At 62.7% G+C, this 22050-nt stretch carries 21 protein-coding genes; 12 read left to right on the forward strand and 9 right to left on the reverse strand.

All coding sequences use genetic code 11. From position 1 onward, the window contains the following. The first annotated feature begins 63 nt into the window (after nucleotides 1-63). The 4 genes from ACNFBR_RS07735 to ACNFBR_RS07750 all read left to right on the forward strand — a co-directional run bounded on the left by ACNFBR_RS07735 (nucleotide 64) and on the right by ACNFBR_RS07750 (nucleotide 3017). Nucleotides 64-1098 (forward strand): acyltransferase family protein, encoded by a 1035-nt coding sequence (locus ACNFBR_RS07735; protein WP_416734344.1) that lies wholly within the window; start codon nucleotides 64-66, stop codon nucleotides 1096-1098. A gap of 58 nt (nucleotides 1099-1156) precedes the next feature. Beyond that, complete coding sequence (gene nfuA, locus ACNFBR_RS07740) at nucleotides 1157-1741, forward strand: Fe-S biogenesis protein NfuA (RefSeq protein ID WP_012271640.1); 585 nt, start codon at nucleotides 1157-1159, stop codon at nucleotides 1739-1741. A 184-nt stretch (nucleotides 1742-1925) separates the two neighbouring features. Beyond that, a complete protein-coding gene (locus ACNFBR_RS07745; protein ID WP_416734345.1) occupies nucleotides 1926-2534 on the forward strand; it encodes an SCO family protein in 609 nt (202 codons plus the stop codon). After that, on the forward strand, nucleotides 2535-3017 hold the full coding sequence (locus tag ACNFBR_RS07750) for a copper chaperone PCu(A)C (RefSeq protein ID WP_416734346.1): 483 nt from the start codon (nucleotides 2535-2537) through the stop codon (nucleotides 3015-3017). Between the two features lie 47 nt (nucleotides 3018-3064). On the opposite strand, the gene ACNFBR_RS07755 is transcribed toward ACNFBR_RS07750, so the two are convergent. From ACNFBR_RS07755 to ACNFBR_RS07790, 8 genes are all read right to left on the reverse strand, one after another. Then, entirely contained in the window at nucleotides 3065-3292 is a 228-nt protein-coding gene (locus tag ACNFBR_RS07755; RefSeq protein WP_012271642.1) for a hypothetical protein, read from the reverse strand. Between the two features lie 72 nt (nucleotides 3293-3364). Beyond that, nucleotides 3365-4198 carry an AraC family ligand binding domain-containing protein gene (locus tag ACNFBR_RS07760; protein WP_416734347.1) on the reverse strand — a complete coding sequence of 278 codons (834 nt, stop codon included), beginning with the start codon at nucleotides 4196-4198 and terminating at the stop codon, nucleotides 3365-3367. Further along, nucleotides 4195-4509 carry an AzlD domain-containing protein gene (locus ACNFBR_RS07765; protein WP_104835140.1) on the reverse strand — a complete coding sequence of 105 codons (315 nt, stop codon included), beginning with the start codon at nucleotides 4507-4509 and terminating at the stop codon, nucleotides 4195-4197. Before ACNFBR_RS07765 ends, ACNFBR_RS07760 begins: the two co-directional genes overlap by 4 nt. Further along, nucleotides 4506-5198 (reverse strand): AzlC family ABC transporter permease, encoded by a 693-nt coding sequence (locus ACNFBR_RS07770; protein WP_416734348.1) that lies wholly within the window; start codon nucleotides 5196-5198, stop codon nucleotides 4506-4508. The genes ACNFBR_RS07765 and ACNFBR_RS07770 overlap by 4 nt, the downstream gene beginning before the upstream one ends. 208 nt (nucleotides 5199-5406) lie before the next feature. Beyond that, complete coding sequence (locus tag ACNFBR_RS07775; protein ID WP_416734349.1) at nucleotides 5407-6102, reverse strand: sel1 repeat family protein; 696 nt, start codon at nucleotides 6100-6102, stop codon at nucleotides 5407-5409. 138 nt (nucleotides 6103-6240) lie between these two features. Next, nucleotides 6241-7323: a hypothetical protein gene (locus ACNFBR_RS07780; RefSeq protein ID WP_416734350.1), complete on the reverse strand. Its 1083-nt coding sequence runs from the start codon at nucleotides 7321-7323 to the stop codon at nucleotides 6241-6243. A 38-nt stretch (nucleotides 7324-7361) separates the two neighbouring features. Next, a complete protein-coding gene (locus ACNFBR_RS07785; RefSeq protein ID WP_416734351.1) occupies nucleotides 7362-7988 on the reverse strand; it encodes a LysE family translocator in 627 nt (208 codons plus the stop codon). Between the two features lie 2 nt (nucleotides 7989-7990). Further along, complete coding sequence (locus ACNFBR_RS07790) at nucleotides 7991-8779, reverse strand: YqcI/YcgG family protein (RefSeq protein WP_416734352.1); 789 nt, start codon at nucleotides 8777-8779, stop codon at nucleotides 7991-7993. A gap of 160 nt (nucleotides 8780-8939) precedes the next feature. Here ACNFBR_RS07790 and ACNFBR_RS07795 point away from each other — a divergent pair, with 160 nt between their 5' ends. After that, entirely contained in the window at nucleotides 8940-9860 is a 921-nt protein-coding gene (locus tag ACNFBR_RS07795) for a LysR substrate-binding domain-containing protein (protein WP_416734353.1), read from the forward strand. On the opposite strand, the gene ACNFBR_RS07800 is transcribed toward ACNFBR_RS07795, so the two are convergent. Then, nucleotides 9841-10737 (reverse strand): LysR family transcriptional regulator, encoded by an 897-nt coding sequence (locus tag ACNFBR_RS07800; protein ID WP_416734354.1) that lies wholly within the window; start codon nucleotides 10735-10737, stop codon nucleotides 9841-9843. The two genes, ACNFBR_RS07795 and ACNFBR_RS07800, sit on opposite strands and share 20 nt — an antisense overlap. A gap of 117 nt (nucleotides 10738-10854) precedes the next feature. Here ACNFBR_RS07800 and ACNFBR_RS07805 point away from each other — a divergent pair, with 117 nt between their 5' ends. The 7 genes from ACNFBR_RS07805 (at nucleotide 10855) to ACNFBR_RS07835 (ending at nucleotide 22027) form a co-directional block, all read left to right on the forward strand. After that, nucleotides 10855-12045, forward strand: a complete 1191-nt coding sequence (locus tag ACNFBR_RS07805) for an MFS transporter (protein ID WP_416734355.1) — start codon at nucleotides 10855-10857, stop codon at nucleotides 12043-12045. A 34-nt stretch (nucleotides 12046-12079) separates the two neighbouring features. Continuing rightward, nucleotides 12080-14440: a DNA polymerase II gene (locus ACNFBR_RS07810; RefSeq protein WP_416734356.1), complete on the forward strand. Its 2361-nt coding sequence runs from the start codon at nucleotides 12080-12082 to the stop codon at nucleotides 14438-14440. A gap of 79 nt (nucleotides 14441-14519) precedes the next feature. Continuing rightward, nucleotides 14520-19016 carry an NEL-type E3 ubiquitin ligase domain-containing protein gene (locus ACNFBR_RS07815; RefSeq protein ID WP_416734357.1) on the forward strand — a complete coding sequence of 1499 codons (4497 nt, stop codon included), beginning with the start codon at nucleotides 14520-14522 and terminating at the stop codon, nucleotides 19014-19016. 229 nt (nucleotides 19017-19245) lie between these two features. After that, nucleotides 19246-19797 carry a DUF4174 domain-containing protein gene (locus ACNFBR_RS07820; RefSeq protein ID WP_416734358.1) on the forward strand — a complete coding sequence of 184 codons (552 nt, stop codon included), beginning with the start codon at nucleotides 19246-19248 and terminating at the stop codon, nucleotides 19795-19797. A 164-nt stretch (nucleotides 19798-19961) separates the two neighbouring features. Then, on the forward strand, nucleotides 19962-20402 hold the full coding sequence (locus tag ACNFBR_RS07825) for an EF-hand domain-containing protein (protein ID WP_416734359.1): 441 nt from the start codon (nucleotides 19962-19964) through the stop codon (nucleotides 20400-20402). A gap of 69 nt (nucleotides 20403-20471) precedes the next feature. Then, entirely contained in the window at nucleotides 20472-21302 is an 831-nt protein-coding gene (locus ACNFBR_RS07830) for a DUF692 domain-containing protein (RefSeq protein WP_416734360.1), read from the forward strand. Continuing rightward, nucleotides 21299-22027 carry a DNA-binding domain-containing protein gene (locus ACNFBR_RS07835; protein WP_416734361.1) on the forward strand — a complete coding sequence of 243 codons (729 nt, stop codon included), beginning with the start codon at nucleotides 21299-21301 and terminating at the stop codon, nucleotides 22025-22027. The genes ACNFBR_RS07830 and ACNFBR_RS07835 overlap by 4 nt, the downstream gene beginning before the upstream one ends. The last annotated feature ends 23 nt before the right edge of the window (nucleotides 22028-22050 follow it).

Genomic DNA, 22050 nt, shown 5'->3' on the forward strand with positions numbered 1-22050 from the left:
AGCCCGCGAACGAGCGCAGTGCGCTCGCCGGGCCTCAATGCACCGGCAATCGCAGGGTATTTCATGCTGTATTCGCTTCAGGCACTGCGGGCGTTCGCCGCCTGGGTGGTGGTCTGCCACCATTTCATGCAGATCTTCTTCGACTTCCATGCCACAGGCCCCATCGGCCAACTGCTCACCGACCGTGGCGCGGTAGGCGTCGACATCTTCTTCGTCATCAGCGGGCTGGTCATCTACCTGTCGACCCGCGACAAATCCATCGAGCCGCGCCAATTCCTGCTCAATCGGGTTATGCGTATCGTCCCGGCCTACTGGTTCTACACAGCACTGATGGCCATGTTGCTGCTGGCCTTCAGCCAATGGATGCCACATCAGGCATTCGCCTGGCGCCACCTGTTCCTGTCGCTGCTGTTCATCCCGGCAGAAAACCCCGGGGGCTATGGCCTGTACCCGACCTTGAACGTGGGCTGGACGCTGAACTTCGAGATGTTCTTCTACCTGCTGTTCGGCCTGGCATTCCTGGTGCGCCAACGGCATCACCTGCTGCTGGTCACTGGTGCATTGTTGCTGGTCTGCGAAGTGCTGGGGCGGCTGGGTGTGCTGAGCCATTTCTACAACAACGACATCATCTACGAGTTTCTGCTCGGCATCGGCCTGGGCGTGCTGTACCGCCGTGGCCTGATCCGTCAAGGGCGGTGGCTGCCGCTGATCGTGCTGGGGGTGGCAGGCCTGGCCATCTATCACCTGGATGCATCGCAGCGGCTGCTGCACTGGGGCGTGCCCAGCGCGATGATCGTGCTGGCTTTCGTGGCCTTGGAGCCGGTGTTCCAAGGCAACCGGCTGCTCAAGGCGCTGGGCGACTGCTCCTATTCGGTGTACCTGATCCATGTGCTGGTGCTGTACGCCGGCTGGTTCGCCAGCCAGCGCCTGCCGTTGAACCCGTACCTGGTGTTCGCCCTGTGCGTGCCGTCCATTGGACTAATGTCGTGGTTCAGCTACCAGTGGCTGGAGCGCGGCCTGTACCGGCGCATGCAGGCCTGGCTGGCGACGCCACGGGGGCTGAACGGGAAATATGCGCTTTCCCGAGTCAAATACTAGGACTTTGTTCGAAGGCTGGGTTGGCGTACACTTGGCGGCAAGTCTGTGAGGAACCTACATGAGCGCTATAACCATTACCGACGCCGCCCATGACTACCTGGCCGATCTGCTCTCCAAGCAGAATACGCCTGGCATCGGCATTCGCATTTTCATCACCCAGCCGGGCACCCAGTACGCAGAGACGTGCATTGCCTACTGCAAGCCGGGCGAAGAGAAGCCTGACGACACCGCCGTGGGTCTGAAGAGCTTCACCGCTTACCTGGACGCCGTCAGCGTGCCATTCCTGGAAGACGCGCTGGTCGACTACGCCACCGATCGCATGGGTGGCCAGTTGACCATCAAGGCACCGAACGCCAAGGTGCCGATGGTCAACGAAGACAGCCCGATCAACGAGCGTATCAACTACTACCTGCAGACCGAGATCAACCCCGGCCTGGCCAGCCATGGCGGCCAGGTGAGCCTGGTGGACGTGGTCGACGACGGCATCGCCGTGCTGCAGTTCGGTGGTGGCTGCCAGGGTTGTGGCCAGGCGGATGTCACCCTGAAGGAAGGTATCGAGCGCACCTTGCTCGAGCGCATTCCGGAGCTGAAGGGCGTGCGTGACGTGACTGACCACACCCAGAAAGAAAACGCGTATTACTGATGCGCTAGCAACAAACTGTTACGGTTTCAACCCCTGCGACAACAGGCCGCAGCCCGTATTTGCAGGGCTGCAGGCCATCAGCGCCTTCGTCGGGTAGATGCCCACGGGGTGTCATGCAAGAATGCCCCGGTTTTTCAGCCGGTCCGTCCCGAGGGCCGGCACCTTCCCTGTAAAGGATGGTTTCATGAATGATCTATTTACCCGGCGCGCAGTTGTCGCCGGGATGGGCGTTCTTGGGCTTGGCCTGCTGGCAGGCTGCAGCCCGGCCCGGGGGCTTGAGTTCAAGTACGGCAAGAACATGAGCAACGAGATCCTTGGGCGCAAGTTCCGCCTCAAGGACCCCCAAGGCAATGTGCGCACCCTGTCGAGCTTCTACGGCAGCATGCCGATGATCTTCTTCGGTTTCACCCAATGCCCGGCGGTTTGCCCGACGACACTGGCGCGCGCGGCGCAAATTCGCAAGTTGCTGCGCGGCCGTGATCGCGACCTGTTCCAGGTGGTGTTCATCACCCTGGACCCGGAGCGCGACACCCCCGAGGTGCTCGATGCCTACGTAAAGGCCTTCGACCCGACGTTCACCGCGCTGACCGGCACCCCCGAAGAAATCGCCGCAGTGGCCAAGGAGTTCAAGGTGTTCTACGAGAAGGTTCCGGCCGGAGACACCTATACCATTTCTCATTCGTCCACCAGCTACGTCTACGATACACGTGGCACCCTGCGCCTGAGCCTGGGCCATTCCCTGAACGCCAAGGAATGCGCTGAAGACCTGGTCACCCTGATGGAGATCTGCTGAATGTCGATGCAACCGATCAAACGCGGTTTGGCTGCCCTGGTACTGATGGGGCTGGCCCTGCCTGCACTGGCCCAGACCACCGTGAGCGATGCCTGGGTACGTGCCAGCGTGCCGCACCAGCAGTCCACCGGTGCCTTCATGACCCTGACCGCCAGCAGCGACAGCAAGCTGGTGAGTGTGGCTTCGCCCGTGGCCAAGACCGTACAGGTGCACGAGATGACCATGAACGGCGACGTGATGGGCATGCGTGAGGTCAAGGCCGTTGAATTGCCAGCCGGCAAGGCCGTGACCCTGGACCCGAATGGCCTGCATGTGATGCTGATGGGCTTGAACGATCAGGTGAAGGAAGGCGAGAAAGTGCCACTGACCCTGACCATCGAAGATGCCAAGGGTGCCAAGGAAACCTTGGACGTACAGGCTGAAGTGCGTGCGCTCAACGCCGAGGCGGGCGGTGGGCATGACCACATGCACATGAAGCACTGACAAATCAAAGGGCCGCGTTTAGCGGCCCTTTTTTTCAGCTGCGCCTTTCAGCTACGAAAGCGTGGCAGTGGCCTGTCGAGGGTCAGCGAGGTCAAGGTCTTGCGGACCTGGGCTTCGTCGGCCTCCAGGGCCTTGAGGCTGGCGCGGATCTTGCCGGCTGCGGGCACATCGCCCTGCCGGTCGATCCAGTCGGCAATCTCCTTGCAGGCACTGCTCAGGCAGGCTTGGCGCTGGTTCATCAGCGATAGCAGGGTGGTGAGATCTCTTTCGGACATGGCAGGATCCTCCATTCAGCCATGTCAGTGTAGCAGTGGCTGGCCGGCTTGCCTGAGGCTAGGTGTCGCAGCTCAGCTTTGCAGGCAAGCGCTGCGATAGACCCCAGGCGTCACCCCGTATGCCTGCTTGAACTGTCGGCTCAAATGGCTCTGGTCGGCAAACCCCAGGTCGAACGCCACCTGCGAAGCAACCAGGCCGCGCTTCAGCATTTCCCGGGCGCGGGCTAGGCGTCGTTGCTTCAACCAGGCATGCGGCGGCAGGCCGGTGGCTTGGCGGAACACCCGGGCGAAATGAAACGGTGACAGGTTTACCGCCGCTGCCAGCGCTTCGAGCGAAGGTGGGTCGGCCAACTGGCTTTCCAGCAGTTCACGGGCGCGGGCCACGGCCAGTGGCTCGTTGCCTGGGGCCGAGGGTTCGGCGCCTTGCCCGTGCCGTTGTACCAGGGCCAGCACCGCTTGGCGCCAGGCAGTCTGTTGTTGCAGGGCACTGGCGCCGGCTTCGGACAGCTGGTGCAGCTGGCTGAAGGCGAGGGCCAGGGCTGGGTCGTGGATCACGCTGTCCTTGAAGCTGGGCATGCCGTGGCGGCCCAGTTCCAGCTCGTCGAGCACGCCGGTGACCCGCTCGTGCTCGGGGTAGAAGCCGCGATAACGCCAGCCAGCTTCATGGGCGGTGGCGCCGGTATGCAGCTCGTCGGGGTTGATCAGCACCATGCTGCCGACCGGCGCCAGGTGCTCGCTGCCACGGTGCCAGAAGCGCTGGGCGCCGGATTCGATCACGGTGAACACATAGCCTTCGTGCACATGCGGGGCAAAGCGCTGCTGGAAGTAGCGCGCGTGCAGCATCTCGACGTCGCCAAGGGCCGGCGCCTGCCAGAGGTGTGTCTGCTCGCGCAGGGGCGTGCTCATGCCAGCCAGCTGCGCAGGAAGAAGAAGATCAACATGCTCACCAGCATGCTCAGCAATACGCTGCGGGTCAACAGCACCAGGGCGATGGCCACCAGCGAACCCAGCAGGTAGGGGTTGAGCAGGCTCAGGTTGAGCTGGTGCTCGGGCATGAAGATGATCGGGCCGCAGATGGCCGTGAGCATGCCCGGCACGGCAAAGCCAAGAAACTGCCGGGCATTGGAGCTCAGGCGCAAGGGCAGGCGCGGCTCCAGGAACGCGTAGCGGTTGAGGAACACGATGGCGCCCATGGCGAAAATCAAGATCCAGGTCATGCTCGCGCTCCGCTGAATTTCTGACAGATGAAACCGGCGCTCATACCCAGCAGGCCTGCGGCCACCAGGGCGGTCTCCCAGTGCCAGTGACTGAACAGCACCGAGCAGAACAACGACACGGCTACGCACACCACGGTGGCCAGGTTGCGCACCAGCGGGGCGATCAGGGCGACGAAGGTGGCGACGATGGAAAAGTCCAGGCCGAACTGGTCCAGATGGGGAATATTTTTGCCCAGCAGGATACCGGCCAAGGTGAACAGGTTCCAGGCGATGTAGAACGTCAGGCCAACCCCCAGGGCGTACCAGCGGTTGAATTGCTGCTGGTCGTACTGGCTGGTCAGGGCGAAGAATTCGTCGGTCAACAGAAAGCCCAGGCCCAAACGCCAGCGCAGCGGCTGGTTGGACAGTACCGGGCGCATCGACAGGCCGTACAGCAGGTGCTGCGAGGTCAGCAGCAGGGTGGTGAGCAGGATCGACGCCAGGTTCGCGCCGCCCTTGAGCATGCCGATGGCTACCAGTTGCGCGGCGCCGGCGAAGACGATGGCCGACAACCCTTGCCCCTGCCAGGCGCTGAGGTTGGCCTCGATGGCCATGGACCCTGCCAGCAGGCCCCAGGGGGCGACGGCCAGGGACAGCGGCATGATGGCGATGGCGCCGTGGAGAAAGGCTTGGCGGGCGATGTGGGGCATGATGGCTGCATTGCTGTAGGTGGCTGGCCAGCATGCCAGACGGAACACGCTATGGCTTGAACGATCTTGCTGCCCCCACAACTCAACCTACCTCCGTAGGAGCAGCCTTGTGCTGCGAAGAGACCATGACGGGTGAAAGTAGACTTTTGTCTTGCGGGCCTCTTCGCAGCACAAGGCTGCTCCTACAAGGGTCGCGTCCGGCTGAGGGTTATGGACGGCTGCTCAGGTGCTGTTGCGCCGTGGCGCAGCCGTTGATGTCCACGGCCTTCTGCAGCAGGCCAGCGCGGTGCTGTGGGTCGAGGTCGCCGAGCAGGCGGTACACCTCGGCCTGGTAGTCACGCTGGCGGCCCCACAGCATTTCCAGGCCCTGTGGCCGGCTGCGGTTGCAGGCCAGGCGGGTGGCCGGTTGCGGGTAGTAGGGGGCGTACACGGTGGCCATGCTGGGGACCGCCTCCAGCGCGGCGCGGTACTCGCTGCTGATGTTGTAGGGGCGGCACCAGGTGGCAATGGCTGGCGCGGGTGCGGCAAATCCCTGCTGCAGGCTGGCTTCGAGCAGCGGGCAGGCCGCCTCTGGAATTTGCCCGGCGGGCAGGTATGTCATGTAGTACAGCGCCAGGCGGTACTGCGCGACCGGGTGGCCCAGCTCCACCGATTTTTTCAGCAGGGCAACCGCTGTCGGCAAGGTGTGGGCCATGGCCTGGCCCTGGCGGCTAAGCTCGGGGTCGCCGCCCACGGCGGTTCGCAGTGTGCTGGCGCCGTCATCCTGGTTGTCGGCTTGCTCCAGCAGGGGTAAGGCCTGGCGATAGAGCAGGTCGGCATGAGGGTCGATGTGCACTTCCAGCGCGTGCGCGGCCAGCGGCATCAGGGCGATCAACAGCGGGGGCAAGCGACGCATGCGGCTCACAGGCAAGCCCCAGGGGCGGCCAGACAAGAATGGACGGCTTCGATGTTCATGGCGGTCAAGCGTACGCCTCGGGCAAATCGGAACGACGGCGTATTCTAGCCACCCAAGGGGGGTGGCCGGAAGACCACTGGGCATTTGTCAGACGAGCTTGATTGGTGTGACCTTGCGCTGGGCGTGTTTTTCCTGCGCCAGGCCAAGCTTGGCGGTGATTACCTTGGCCAGGGCATTGTTGCCCAGATCGTTGAGGTGCAGGCGGTCGATGAACAGGTCGGCACCGAACACGGGCGAGCTGTTGAGCATGCAGTTCATGTCGTAGCAGGGCACCGGGTCCGCCTGGCTCTTGATGCGGCGGAAAAACGCCGAGTGCAGCTGGCTGTCGAAGGCGCCTTCCAGTAGCCGGCCGAAGTTCGCCGGTTGTTGCTGCAGCGCGGCCAGCATGGCCTGTTCGCCAGCGGGCAGGGTATCCCGGCACCAGGGCAGTAGCGGTTGCAGGATGAAGGTGAGGGTGGCGTGGCTGTCTGCCAGCAGGCGGTCCCATTGGCGCAAGGTGCGGCCAATGTTGTCGGCGGCACGGGCCAGGCGTTTTTCCGGGGGCGACAGCGGCCAGCTGACCGGGGTTTCGACCGCTGGCGTGGTCAGGGCCTGGCCGATGCGCTGCCACAGCGATTGCCGACGAGGTGGTGCGGCGGCCTGCATGCCTTCGCTGAAACTGTTGAGAAAAGCCTGGTAGGCCTTGGCGTGCTGCGGGTCGTTGGGGCTGGCGAGGACTTCGCACAGGGCCTCGTGGGCCAGGCTGTTGAGGCCGCTGAGCACCACCACGTGGCCGAGCTGGCCAAGGCGGTGCTGGTGGGTGAGGAACATCAGCAATTCCTGGCTGGCATTGAGCCCGCAGCCGGCCAGGCTCAGCCAGACTTCGCCGGTGAGCATCGACAGGTGCGAGGCCACGGTGTGTTCGTCGGAGCTGGCGCCAATGCCCAGCGCCGTGGAGCCGCCGACCAGCAGGTTGATGCGCGAGGCACCACCGCGCTCGGCCGGCGAAAAGCGCTTGCCGGCGCAATGGCTGTAGCGCAGGCCGAGGGCATCGGTATTGATGGTGCCGGAGCGGTAGCCGGTTTCGTGCACATGCACGGTGTGCGGGGCACGTCGATTGCCCAGCAGCAGAAATCGCTGGTAGTCCTGTTGCAGCGGCGAAGGAGACGGGCTCGTGTCATTTGCGGTCATGCTCTCTCCTGCGCTTTGCCGAATGCTGCGTTTCACGTTCAGGCCGCCAGTTCCTTGAGGTTGTACAGCAGGCCACCGGCGGCAATCAGCAGCAGGGCGACGCCCGAGGCCAGGCTGATAATGCGGTTGCTGCGCTGTGAGGCGATCTTGCCGATGGCGAAGATGTACAGGCTGAGCACGGCGAAGTCGATGGCCACCCACAGCAGCGACAGCACCACCATGCTCTTGCCGAACGACTCGGTGATCTGGATGAACTGGGGGAAGAATGCGATGAAGAAAATGATGTCCTTGGGGTTGGAAATACCCACCATGAAACCTTGTAGCAGCCCGCCACGCCCGGTCTTTGGCGTGTCGCTCGCCGCTTCCGGGGCAGGCGCCTGCAGGGCGTCCCGCAGTGTGCCCACGGCAATGTAGCCAATGAACAGGCAGCCCAGCAGGCTCATGGTGCTGAGCCATGCCTTGTCGATGGCGGCGCTGGTGAGGATGATCCAGGCGGCGGCGCCGATCAGCACCAGTGACGCCCAGTTGGTGCCGACGGCGGTGAACATGGCCTTGCGTGAGCCGGAGGCTGCCGCAGTGTTGACGATCAAAGCCACCACCGGCCCGGGGGTGGCGATGAGCAGCAGGACAGTGAGGGCATAAGTGGCGGTGAGTGCGGTATTCACGGTCAGTTCTCGATCAGTGTGTCGGATGTCGCCAGGTGTGCGGCATGGGCGTGGAAAGGGCAGCGCGACGGGTTGAGCGAACCTGCCTCCTGCAGTTGGTACTGCTTCCATTCGTAGTTGTCGGTATCGCCGAAGGCGCCAAGGGTGTCGGGCACGACGCCGTCGTTGTAATGGTGCACGCGCTCGCGAATGCGCTCGCGGATTCGCTTGCCACTTTCGGTATTGGCGTTGGCCACTTCGTCGAAGTTTTCTCGTGGGTTGATGACGAAGGTGATGTGCTGGCCCAGATTGCGGCTTTTCATTTGCTGATGACCGGGGAAGTTCATGTTGATGAACAGTGGCATGCCGGCGTAGCAGAACGACCAGCCTGAATCGTCGGGGTCGGTCGGGATGCCCTGTGGCCAAGGGTGAGGGTCGCGTGCATGCACGCCGCGCAGTACCTTCCAGGCCAACGCCTGCTGCTCGGCGAGGTTGCTGCCAGCAGGGGTTTCGAGAAACACCACCAAAGGGCTGCCGATGCGCTGCTTGGCTGTGATCACTGCGACGGTGCACACATAATCGGCCAAGCCCTGTGCGATATCATCGGCCAGTTGCTCGGCGCGGGCGAAGAGAATATGGCAGGTTTGGCCGTTTACAGCCTTGCGCCCGAACAGGCAGGGGAACTCGGGGTTGGCGAGAATACTGCGAAAGTGTTCTATGGTTTTGTACGTCCAGTGTTGCATGTTGTGACCATGTTCAGCGGCTAGCTCTAGCGCATCCAGGCGATAGCAATTTCCATATCCCGTAAACATGATTTCCCCAGGCGTTGATTTAAGTGAACGTTCCAGTCATATGCAGGCAGGATCTTGGTTATGTTTGTTATTTACTTGCATTTTCCGAGACGCTTCTGACGTTGTAAAACGCGTGGAACTATGACCTACTATTAGTCTCACTCATGCTCGGGACGCCGCCATGTCGGAACGGATTCAGGCCTTGCACGCCCTGCGTGCCTTCGAGGTGGCCTCTCGCTACGGCTCTTTCACCCGTGCAGCTGAAGAGCTGGCCCTGACCCAGGGTGCGGTCAGCCATCACATCAAGACCCTCGAAGCCATGTTTGGCTGCGACCTGTTCGAGCGCCGGGGCCCGAAACTGAGCCTGACCGAGCACGGTCGCCTGCTGGCGCAGGAGCTGAAAGTCGGCTTCAAGATCATCGAAAATGCCTGCGCATTGCTGCGCCAGGACCGCTATGGCCTGCGCCTGAAGGCCCCCTCCACACTGACCGTGCGCTGGCTGCTACGGGCGCTGGACGCGTTCAAGAAGATCGAAGACAACTGCAGTGTGCAGCTGTCGAGCGTGTGGATGGACATCGACAGCGTGGACTTCTACTCCGAGCCCTACGACTGCGCTATCCTCCTGGCCAATGGGCGGTTTCCGGCCGATATCGAGAGCTTCAAGCTGTTCGATGAGTGGCTGATCCCGGTGTGTCACCCCGACTACCTGGCCACGGCGCAACCGGAGCTGTCCGACCTGACCCAATGCGAGTTCCTGCACCCGTCGCCCGACCGGCGTGACTGGCGGCGTTGGTTGGCGCGCATGGACGCACTGGACATCAGCATCGACCAGGGGCAGGTGTTCGATACCCTCGACCAAGGCATTTCGGCCGCCCAGCAAGGCTTGGGCATTTCGGTGGTCGACCTGGTGCTGGCCAGTGCCGACCTGGCGGCCGGGCGCCTGGCCACACCCTTCAAGCATGCGGTGGCCACTGGCGACGGTTATTACATGACCTGGCTCAAGGCCAGCCCAAAAGCGCGGCAGATGCACAAGCTGCGCGACTTCCTGCTAGGCCAGGTACCGCCCCTGGCCTACAAGGACATCAACTACCTGTACGGTTGAACACCCGCTCCAGCATGAAGTCGATGAACACCCGCAACTTCGGCGGCATATGCCGCCCGGACGGCCACAGCAAGTAGAAGCTGCCGCGCCGCTCCATGAAGTCGTCGAGCACGCTGACCAGCGAACCGTTGCCCAGCTCACGGCCTACGGTGAAGTCCGGCAGGCAGGTGATGCCGCGGTGGTTCACGGCAAAGCAGACGCGTGTCTCGACGTGGTTGCACACCATCGAAATGGGGATGTCATAGGCTTGTTCGGGGTGCTCCTGGCGCAGCGGCCAGGTTTCCAGCTTGCCGTTGCTGGGGAAGCGATAATGCAGGCAGGTATGCGCCGCCAGGTCGCGTGGATGCTGGGGTGTGCCGCGTTCGCGAAGGTAATCGGGCGAGGCGACCAGGCAGTGCTGAAAGTGCCCCAGGAACTTGGCATTGAGCCGTGAATCCACCGGTTGCCCGCCGCGCATCACCACATCGAAGCCTTCGCCGACGATATCCACCATGCGGTCGGAGAAGTCCAGGTCCAGTTCCACTTGCGGGTACAGCGCCATGAACTCGGCCAGCGCCGGCATCACCAGCCCGGTGACCTGCGGCATGCTCACCCGCAGGCGCCCGCGCGGGGTTTCGCTGGCTTGCGACAGTTCCTGTTCGGTGGCCTCGATTTCGGCGAGGATGCGCCGGCTGCGCTCAAGGAACAACGTGCCCTCGGCGGTGAGGGTGATGCTGCGCGTGCTGCGATGGAACAGGCGTACGCCCAGGCGGCTTTCCAGGCGTGCTACACGCTTGCCCACTGCCGAGGCACTGATCCCCAGTGACTGGCCGGCGGCGACGAAGCTGCGGGTTTCGGCCACCCGATTGAAGACCACGAAGCCGCTGAGGCTGTCCATGCTGCATTCCTGATTGCGGACACTGTTGTCCTGGGTGAATGGCATTGTAACCGCCTTTTTCCGCAATACCTTCCCTTGCAGACTGTTCGCCTCGTTTCCCCACCCAAGGCTTATCCAATGTCTCAGACATCTTCCGCCCCGTTGCTGGCTGCCAGTAACGAACGTTTACCCCTCAGCGGGCTGCTGGCGCTGGCCATGACCGGCTTCATCGCTATCCTCAGCGAAACCCTGCCGGCCGGCCTGCTCGACCAGATCGCCGAAGGCATGCACATCAGCCAGGCCATGGCCGGGCAATGGGTCACGGCGTATGCCCTGGGCTCGTTGCTGACCGCCATTCCGTTGGTAACCCTGACCCAAGGTTGGTATCGACGCCGGGCGCTGTTGCTGGCGATCATCGGTTTTGTGCTGTTCAATGGGCTGACCGCCCTGTCCAGCACCAACAGCCTGACCCTGGTGCTGCGCTTTTTCACCGGCGCCGCGGCCGGGCTGGCCTGGGGGTTGATCGCCGGCCACGCCCGGCGCATGGTGCCAGCGGCACAGCAGGGGCGGGCCATGGCACTGGCCATGCTCGGCCAACCGATTGCCTTGTCGCTCGGGTTGCCGATCGCTACCTGGCTGGGGGCAGGGTTGGGCTGGCGCGCGACGTTCGTGGTGGTCACCCTGGTGGCGTTGCTGCTGGTGGTGTGGGTACTGCGGTCGGTGCCGGACTACCCAGGGCACGCTGCCGGCAAGCGACCTGCAGCCATGCAGGTACTGCGTACTCCGGGGGTGTTGCTTGTGCTGCTGGTGATCCTTTGCTGGATCCTCGGCCATAACATTCTCTACACCTACATCGTGCCTCTGCTGGCAGCGGCCGGCATGGCTGCGGACATTGGCCCTGTGCTGATGGTGTTTGGCCTGTCGGCCCTGGCTGGGATTGGCCTGGTGGAGTTGCTGGTCGACCGCCATCTGCGCACGCTGGTGCTGTTGAGCCTGGCGGGTTTTGCCCTGGCTACGCTGGCATTGGGGCAGGCCTCGTCGTGGCTGATGTACCTGAGCATCGCTTTGTGGGGTGTGACCTACGGCGGCGCGCCGACCCTGCTGCAGACCGCGTGCGCCGATGCCGCGGGCGAAGGGGGGGATGTGGCGCAGTCGATGCTGGTGACGGTGTGGAACAGTGCCATTGCCCTGGGCGGGATCATTGGCGGTTTGTTGTTGAGCGGGGCGGGGGTGCAAGGGTTTGGCGCGGTGGTGCTGGCGTTGATCGCGGTGGCTTGGCTGATGGCCTTGGCAGCACGCAGAAGTGGCTTCGTGGCGGGGTCGCGCTAGCGTAGAATTGCGTTTTTGAGCAGAGGTCGACGCAGTGGAGTTGCAGCAGGGCTTTGTCCTGACCCGGCATTGGCATGACACGCCCGAAGGCACCTGCGTGGAGTTCTGGTTGGCCACCGACCAGGGGCCGCGGCAGCTGCGCCTGGCGCCTCAGGAGTCGGTGGCGTTCATTCCCCAGGCGCAGGCCGAGCATGCGCGGGTACTGTTGTCCAAGGAAGATGGGATACAGCTCAAGCCACTGCGGCTGAAGGACTTCGACCAACGTCCGGTGCTTGGCCTGTATTGCCGCCAGCACCGGCAATTGATGCAACTGGAACAGCGCCTGCGTGCAGCGGGCATCGAGGTGTACGAGGCCGATATCCGCCCGCCCGAGCGTTATCTGATGGAGCGCTTCATCACCGCACCGGTGCAGTTCGCGGGGCAGCCGAATGCCCAGGGCGTGTATTGCGACGCCCAGCTCAAGCCCTTGCCGGGCTATCGCCCGGCACTGCGGCTGGTGTCGCTGGATATCGAGACCAGTGAACGGGGCGAGCTGTACAGCATTGCCCTGGAAGGCTGTGGCCAGCGTCAGGTGTACATGCTTGGCTCGGCCAACGGCAACCCTGATGGCGTCGATTTCGATCTGCAGTATTGCGATGACCGTGCCGCGATGCTGATTTGCCTGAACCAGTGGATGGCCGCGCACGACCCGGACGCCATCATCGGCTGGAACCTGATTCAGTTCGACCTGCGCCTGTTGCATGAGCATGCCAAGCAGCTGCAGGTGCCCCTGGTACTGGGCCGTAACGGCGCCCCCCTGACGCTGCGTAGCCACTCCGGAGGTGGCCATGTGTTTGCCGACGCGCCGGGGCGGCTGTTGATCGATGGCATCGAAGCGTTGCGCTCGGCAACCTGGAGCTTTCCGTCGTTCAGCCTGGAGAGTGTCGCGCAGACCCTGCTCGGTGAAGGCAAGGCCATCGACACGCCCTACCAGCGCATGGACGAAATCAACCGCCGTTTTGCCGAAGACAAACCCGCTTTGGCACGCTACAACCTCAAGGACTGCGAGCTGGTCACACGCATCTTCGCCCATACCCGTCTGCTCGAATTCCTGCTGGAGCGCGCTTCGGTCACCGGGCTGGCGGTAGACCGCAGCGGTGGCTCGGTGGCAGCTTTTTGCCACCTGTACATCCCGCAGATGCACCGCTTGGGCTTTGTCGCCCCCAACCTCGGCAGCCGTCCCGATGAAGCCAGCCCTGGTGGATTTGTCATGGATTCGCGCCCAGGCCTGTACGACTCGGTGCTGGTGCTGGACTACAAGAGCCTCTACCCGTCGATCATCCGTACTTTTCTGATCGACCCGGTGGGGCTGGTCGAAGGCCTGCGCCTGCCCGACGATGAACACTCGGTGGAGGGCTTTCGTGGTGGGCGTTTCTCGCGCAGCCAGCATTGCCTGCCGGCCATCGTCGAGCGCGTCTGGCAGGGCCGTGAAGCGGCCAAACGTGAGGGCAATGCGCCGTTGTCGCAGGCGCTGAAGATCATCATGAATGCCTTCTACGGGGTGTTGGGGTCGAGCGGTTGCCGATTCTTCGACCCGCGCCTGGCCTCGTCGATCACCATGCGTGGCCACCAGATCATGCGCCAGACCCGCGCACTGATCGAAGCCAGGGGCTATGAGGTCATCTATGGCGATACCGACTCCACCTTCGTCTGGCTCAAGGGTGCCCATGACGAAGCGGCTGCAGCGCAGATCGGCCGTGAACTGGTGGCTCAGGTCAACCAGTGGTGGCGTGAGCAATTGCGTCAGCAGATGAGCCTGGAAAGTGCGCTGGAGTTGCAGTTCGAAGTGCATTATCGGCGGTTTCTGATGCCGACCATCCGTGGCACCGATGAGGGGAGCAAGAAGCGTTATGCCGGCTTGGTGCGGCGCGCCGACGGCAGTGAGGATGTGGTCTACAAGGGCCTGGAGTCGGTGCGCACCGATTGGTCGCCACTGGCACAGCAGTTTCAGCAGGAGCTGTATGGGCGGATCTTTCGCGGCCAGCCGTATCGCGACTATGTGCGGCACTATGTGCAGCAGACCCTGGCGGGCGAGCTGGATAGCCAGCTGGTCTACCGCAAGCGCCTGCGCCGGCCGCTGGCCGAATACCTGCGCAATGTGCCGCCCCATGTGCGTGCCGCGCGCCAGGCCGATGAATACAACAGCCGCCTCGGTCGCCCTCGCCAGTACCAGCGCGGTGGCTGGATCAGTTACGTCATCACTACCGCAGGCCCCGAGCCGATGGAGAACCTGCAATCGCCGATCGACTACGAACATTACCTCAGCCGGCAGTTGCAACCGGTAGCCGACGCCATCCTGCCGTTCGTTGGCGATGATTTCGCCACCTTGACCGGCCGCCAGCTACAGCTGTTCTGACCGCAGGTGCTAGCTATCTAGCGCATGGTGCAAAGCCTGCTCCTTAGTCTGGCCTCTTTTCATGAAGAGGCCTCGAGCCATGCAAACTACACCGCCATCAAGCGCACAAGCAGCCATCGATGCTTTCCAGGACGGCATCATCGGCAAGCGCCTGCCACGCTGGTTGCGTCAGGTTTCTTCCGAGCAATTGCCTGAAATCAGCAAGGCATTGGCCAACAGCCTTCGCAGCCGCGAACAGGTAACTGCGACCTTGCGGGGCATCGAGAGCATCGACAGTTTCGTTGCATCGAGCTTGGATAAGGCCCTTGGTGAGCGTTACGGGCTTGGCTGCAATTCGCGCTCGATCACGTTCATGGAGGGCCGTCGAGAGCCTGTGATCAACAGCCAGCCAGTCGGCGCGCACCTCATCGAAGTGATCTATGAAGAAAAGCCTCTGCTCGAAGTGGCATTGCGCAACTTCACTGCCGAGCAGGCCCAGGCGGGTGGCCAGCCGCGCGGCAACCGCCTGCTGGTTCCGAGCCAGGGCGGGGTTACGCCGCCCACAAGCATCGAGCTTGCCACACTGTGTCGCGAGCTGGACTTGGGGGAGTGCTATCAACGTCATCTGGACTCCATTTTACAGCCCGCTGATGATGCCCGGCGCGTGGAGTGTCAGTTCATGGATGCCAACCGCAATGCCATGCTGGTGGACGCCTACAAAGCCAGGCACGAAGGCAAGCTGGATGACAGCGAACTCGGCTTGATGGTGACCTTGTGCGCGGATGGCACACTGCCGCGCCTGGCGGGCGATCTTGTGCAAGCCAGGCAGCTGAAGCTACTGGGTTGCCCTATCGAGCAGGTGATAGCGTTCGAGGTGATTGATCAGGGTGTTCTTTTCAACACCACGCGCCGTGTATTGCTCTACGTGCCAGGGGATCCCGAGGCTCCCTGGAGCGCGTTCGAGAGCATCGACCAACTGAACCGGGAGCTGGGTCGTCGTTTTCGAGACAAGGCCTACCAGCGTTTCTTCAGCCGCTTCGTGCTACGCCGCGACAGCCTGGCGTTTTTCGTTCAGGTCACGGCGCTGTTCGATGACCTGGCGGGTTGGGCTTTTCGCGATCTCGAACCGCGTTTGCACGCTTACCCGTACCCATTGTTCAACAGCCTGGCACAGGCACGCATCCGCCAGATCAAGGAAGATGCGGCGATGATCGCGGTGCCTGTGGCGCGGCTAGATCGCGAGGTTCAGCGCCAGCATGACCAGCGCCTGGCAGCCGAAGGATGGGCACTGCTCAGTCTGGCCAGCTTCTTCGTACCGGGCCTTGGCCTGGCATTGCTTGCCGTGACGGCCTGGGAGTTGCTGGGCGAGGTTTATCATGGCTTCGAGGCCTGGCATGAAGGGGATCGCCAAGAGGCGCTCGAGCATTTGACCCATGTGGCCACCGACCTTGCCGTGCTTGCGACCACGGTAGCCGGGGTTGGTGTGGCTCGACGGATCTGGGCACGTTCCACGCGGGTCGATGCCATGGTGCCGGCCCGTCTGCAGGACGGCACCGTCAAACTCTGGCAACAAGACTTGACCCCGTTTCAAAGCCAGGCCCCCGTTGCGGCCGCAAGCCGGGACGCCTTGGGCATTCGGCGTCTGGATGGGCAGGCCTGGATCGAAATGGACGGGCATCACTATCGCGTGGAGGCGCCGGCCGGCGACGGTCAGTGGCAACTGTGCCCGCTCGACGGGCATGGGCCGTTACTGCGTCACAATGGTGCAGGCGCTTGGCGGTTGTGGAGTGAGCAACCGGCTCAATGGCCCGACACATACCGCATGTTCCGGCGCCTGGGCGACGCATTTGGCCGGCTGGGTGACGAACAGATCGATCAGGTTCTGCTGTTCCATGGCCTGGATGGCGACGATGTGCGTGGTTTGCATGTACATGCCCAGGCGCCAAGCCCAGGCCTGCTCGACAGCGTGCAGCGGGTCAGGCTCGATCAGCGCATCCGCAGCATGATTGGCCGTTTGCGCAGCGGCGAGCCGGTGGAAGATACGACGGTGCTTGATCACGCAAGGCGGTTGCCGGGTGCCGATGGCCTGCCAGATCAGGCGCTGGCCGAGTTGGCATGGACGCAGCGCCGCACACTGTTGCAAGGTTTGTACGAAGCGTTGCAGCCCACCGACAGCCCAGGCAGCGCAGCGCTGCGGCGGGTCTTCCCGGGGCTGCAGGTGCGCACCGCGCGAGCGCTGGTACAGGCCGCCAACGGTGCCGATCGCAGGCGCCTGCTGGCCAGCGGCCGGGTTGCGTTGAGGCTGGCCGAGGCGGCCCGGGGCAGTCTGTCGGGTCTTCGTCAGGTCAGGGTATTTGAAGCCTTGTTCCTTGATACGCCACAGAATGCCGACCTGGCACGGGTGGTCCTGGGCCTGTTGCGCTACCTGCCTGGCAGCGAGCAAGGCGTGTGCTGGCGCTTGTTCGAAGGCTACCTGGAAGGGCCGATGCTGGCGCAGGTCGAACACGGGCAGCGGGCGTTCGATCTGGTGCATTTGAACGGCGCCTTCCAACTGTTTGACGACCAAGGCGCGAGGCTTGGTGAGGCGGGGGAGTTGTTCGATGTCATGGCGCCAGCCTATACCGATGCGCAGCGTGAGGCGATGGGGGTTGGCGACCCGTTTTCGCACAACCTCAGGGTGCTGCTGGGGCGCCAAGCGGCCCGACGCCGTGATGAGATCGCAGGCTTGCTCGGCACACTACGCCCGGGTGCTGTTCGCAAACCCCTGCGCCTGGCCGATGGGCGTTTGGGCTACCCGCTGGGTGGCGCAGGAGTGAGCGGCTTCATGGCGAGACGTGGAGCCCTGAGGGCAACCTTGCGAGACCTCTTTCCTTGGTTGAGTGATGAGCAGATCGAGACCTTCGCCGATCATGCCCGGGGCTCAGGGCGTCAACTTGAGCAGGTACTGACCGACCTGAACAATGAACTGACGGTGCTTCGCAACACACTTGATACATGGGTGGCACAGGGACAGGCCGATGCCAGGGAGGATCGCGAGGCCCTGCGCCATACCTTGTTCGATTGCTGGAGGCGGTCGGTTGGTGTTGGGGAACTGCGAATCGATGCACAAGAAAACCTGCATGCCATATTCTGCAATTTCGGCTTGCGGGGCTTGCCTGGCATCCCGGCGCAGGTCAGCTTCAGAGGCGTTACCAGCCTGTCACTGCTGCATCTCGATCTTTCGGACGTGCCCAACAGCTTCCTGCTGGCCTTTCCCAACCTGCAAACCCTCGATCTGGGTGGCAACCTGTTGACGCGTCTACCACAGCCGGTGCTGCAGCTGCCGCAACTACGCCACCTCAGTCTGACCAACAACCGGATTCGTCTGGACATCGAGCAAACCGTTACCCTGGCCAATTGTACGACCCTCGAATCTCTCGACCTGTCCCACAACCCATTGGGGCGTCCGTTTACGCTGGCCGGTTTGCTCGAGCTGCGTTGGCTGAACCTGCGCGACACCCAGATCACGCAATGGCCACCGGGCGTATTCGACCGTACTCAACTGGTGTCCGTCGACTTGAGGGAAAACCGGATCAGGCAGATTCCGGAGCATTTCTACCAGTTGCCCGTGTGGCGTCGGCGGCGGATTCGTCTGCATGCGAACCCCTTGGGCGAGGCCCAGGCGCGGCGCTTGCGGGCATCGCTGAGGAGTGACATTCCTGTAGTCGACGAGGAGCAAATGCAACTGCGGCAGGCACACGCGCGTGAAGAATGGGGCGATGCGGTGGCCCCGGAGCAGCGCGGGTCGATGCTGGCAGCCTGGGACTCACTGGATACAGGGCAAGACGCCGAGCGTTTTTTCCGTGTCCTAGCGCAGTTGCTGTTGTCCGAGGATTTTCGTATCAACGCGCGGGCGTTGGGCAATCGGGTAATGGCGGTAATGGAGGCGATGGCCATGACGCCGGAGTTGCGCCAGAACCTGTTGTCCGTGGCCAATGATGAGTGGGGCTGTCAGGACGGTGCAACCTGGTGCTTGAGCAACCTCGAGCTGAATTTGCTCGTTTGGCAGGTTGAACATGGCGCCCAGGCAAACAACGAACGTGCCTTGCTCAGCCTGGGAAGGCGTTTATGGCGCCAGGATGCAGTCGACAGGTTCGCTGCCCGATGGGCTCTGCAGCACAGCCGGGCGCAGGAAGGAAGCGAGGTGGGGTTGGCTTTCAGGATTGGCCTGAGGGAGCGGCTCGACTTGCCGCTGCAGGTGGGAGAAATGAGCTTCCTTGCGATTTCAGGTGTTTCAGAGGCTGACCTGGCAGTGGTAGAGGCTGTGGTGAGAGAGGCAGAAACCATGGACGAGATCGCCCGCTCGATGGTTGACCGTGAATTCTGGCGGACGCACCTGGAGCGTACTCATCCTGACCGGTTCGCGGCGGTCGACCTGCCGTTCAGGCAACAGCTTGAAACGGTACTCGACGATGAAGCGCTCACCGAGGCAGCAAGGCTCGAGCAGGCGGATGCCATTCGTGACGCGCAGCGCGCTGCGCGTAGAGGGCTGATGCTGGATATGACGGCTCGAGCGATGGAGGTGGGACCGGAGGCGCCAGGCATGCAGGTGCGTTGACGACAGCTCAGGGCAAGGGGTTAGCTGGCCCTGACCCAGGCGGCTATGGGCTATGCTCAGTCAAGGTGACGGTGGTTCGTGACAGCGCCGTTGCCGTGGCTTCAGGTGGTTCGGAAATCGTAGGTTACTTTTCCACAGCCCGTTCTTGCGTGAAGTGGTTTAGGCTCCCTGTCGGATTTTTCTCCGTGATCTGCAGTCATTGGTTTATCGAGACAATAAGGAGATACGCATGCTCGTCCGGTCACTGACCCTCGCAACCTTGCTTGCTGTTGCCGGCCCCCTGTTTGCCGCAGACAGTGATGCGCCTTTAGCCAAGGAACTGGGCAAGGCCAGGCCATTGGTGGTTATCGCTCCGAGCAGTGCCGACCCGACCTTGCGCGGGCTGAACAAGGCACTTGAGGACCCGGCCACCCAGGCCGCCTTCAAGGAGCGCAACCTGGTGCTGTACAGCGTCGCCAACATGATGGGCAAGCGCGAGGACAAGAACCTCGAACAGCAGACCACCATGGCCCTGATTCGCGAGTTGAAGCTGGGGGCGAGCAAGGGCACCAAGGTGATTCTGGTAGGCAAGGACGGTGAACGGCACATGCTCAAGGACGACGACACAGGCGAGGCCATCGATCCGCAGGTAATCTTCAAGGCGGTCGATGAACTGCCTGCCAGCGAAAAGGCGGTGGCGGCGCCCGAGCCGGTAGCGGCGGCTCCGCAAGCCAAGGCCAATGACAGCAAGCCGGCCAAGCCTGCCAAACCGGCAGCCCCGCCCAAACCGTTGGAAGACTGAACGCGCGTCATGGCCCCAAGGCATCTTGGGGCCAACCGTGTATCCCACTGTATCTGCCTGCGTTGCAGACCTACTGCCATACAAAAGCGTGCTTTGCACGATACATCCACGACAAACCGCGCCGGCCTAATGGCTCCACTTTTAAACCACAGTGGAGCTACATCATGACTCAAGCAAAAACCACCCTCGGCCTGCTCGGCGCCGCCCTGATCGGCAGCATGGCATTGGGCAGCAGCGCGTTTGCCGTCGAACCCTTGGCCCAGGGTTACCAGCTGGCTTCGGCCAAGGTGGCCGGCGAGGGCAAGTGTGGCGAAGGCAAATGCGGTGGCAGCGCCAAGGCCACCCAGGGCGAAGGCAAATGCGGCGAAGGCAAATGTGGCGACGCCTCGTTCACCAAGACCGACAGTAACCATGATGGCAAGGTTTCGCGAGAGGAATTCCTGGTTGTGGCCAAGGACCGTGCCGCTGACTTTGACAAGATCGACAGCAACCATGATGGCTTCATCTCTGAACAGGAAGCTGCGGATCACCTGAATGCAATCTACCAGGCCAACGGCAAAACCATGCCTGAAGGGCTGTTCAGCCACCTGACCGGCAAGTCCTGACCTTGATCCCTCGATGCAACGCCCCTCCTGCTGGCCAGGCGGGGCGTTGTGCCTGTTGGAGACCTGTTTATGCTTCCTGCAATGTTGAATACCGGGCTAGGCTTGCGTCGCGGCCTGATGCCGGAATTGCTGGCGATGGCGCCTGGCGCAGTGGACTTTCTCGAATGCGCACCGGAAAACTGGATTGCCGTGGGCGGTGCCTATGGTAAAGGCCTGGCCCAGTTGGCGGAGCGTTTTCCCATCACCTGCCATGGGTTGTCGTTGTCGTTGGGGGGCAGCGCGCCGCTGGACCTGCGGTTTCTCGACCAGACCCGGCAGTTTCTCGACCGTTATCAGGTGCGCTTGTACAGCGAGCACCTGAGCTACTGCAGCGATGACGGGCACCTGTACGACCTGATGCCCATCCCGTTTACCGATGAAGCGGTGCGCCATGTGTCGGCACGCATACGTCAGGCGCAGGCGCACCTTGAACGGCGTATTGCCGTGGAGAACATCAGCTATTACGCCGCCCCTTATCAGGCGATGAGCGAACTCGAATTCATCCGTGCGGTACTCGAAGAAGCCGATTGTGACCTGCTGCTGGACGTCAACAATGTATTCGTCAATGCCTGCAACCACGGCTATGACGCCCAGCAATTCCTTGAAGGCTTGCCCCAGGCGCGGGTGACCGGCATGCACGTTGCCGGCCATTACGATGAGGCACCGGACCTGAAGGTCGACACCCATGGGGCGCCCGTCAAGGAAGATGTATGGGCACTGTACGCCTTTGCCTGTGCACGTTTTGGAGTGCAGCCGACCGTACTCGAACGTGACTTCAACTACCCGCCACTGGCGCAATTGCTGGAGGAGACGGCGCGTATCCGCAATGTGCAGAGTGCCTGGGGGAGTGCAAAGGTATGAATGAGACCTTGCGCGAACAGCAATACGCCCTGGCCCGCCACCTGCGCGACCCGCAGCGCAACGCCCCGCCGCCGGGCGTTGAGGCACGGCGCCTGAAGATCTACCGCGAGTTGTTCTATGGCGCCATCGAAGGCTTGCTGGCCGGCAGCTTTCCTGTGATGCGCCAGGCCCTGGGTGAGCGACGCTGGCATGCTCGCGTGCGTGACTTCTATGCCAACTACCGTAGCCAAACGCCGTTGTTTACCGAGATTGCCGAAGCGTTTGTCGATTACCTGCAAGGGGTGGCGCTGGATACGCCCTGGCAACTGGAGCTGGCGCACTATGAGTGGGTCGAGGCGCAGCTGTACCTGAGCGATGCCGAAGACCCACTGCACGACCCTGCGGGAGACCTGTTGGATGGGGAGCCGCTGTTGTCTTGTGTCGCGCGGGTGCTGGCTTATCGTTGGCCGGTGGAACGTATTGGCGCCGATTATCTGCCAACCGTTGCACCGCAGACGCCGACCTTGCTGCTGGTTTATCGCGATGCCGGGTTGCAGGTGCGCTTTGCACGCTTGGCACCGATGGCGTACCAGTTGCTGGTGGGGCAGGGGAGTGGACAAGAACGGTTGCAGGCGTTGAGCGGGGATCTGCAGCAGGGCGTGGCATTGCTGGAAGGGCTGCGCGCGCAGGGCGTTATCATCGGTACACGTCGAGACGTGGTATTGAGGCCATCGCCGACCTTGTAGGAGCAGCCTTGCGCTGCGAAGAG

This window comes from Pseudomonas sp. NY11955, from assembly GCF_048068035.1.
Lineage (GTDB): Bacteria > Pseudomonadota > Gammaproteobacteria > Pseudomonadales > Pseudomonadaceae > Aquipseudomonas.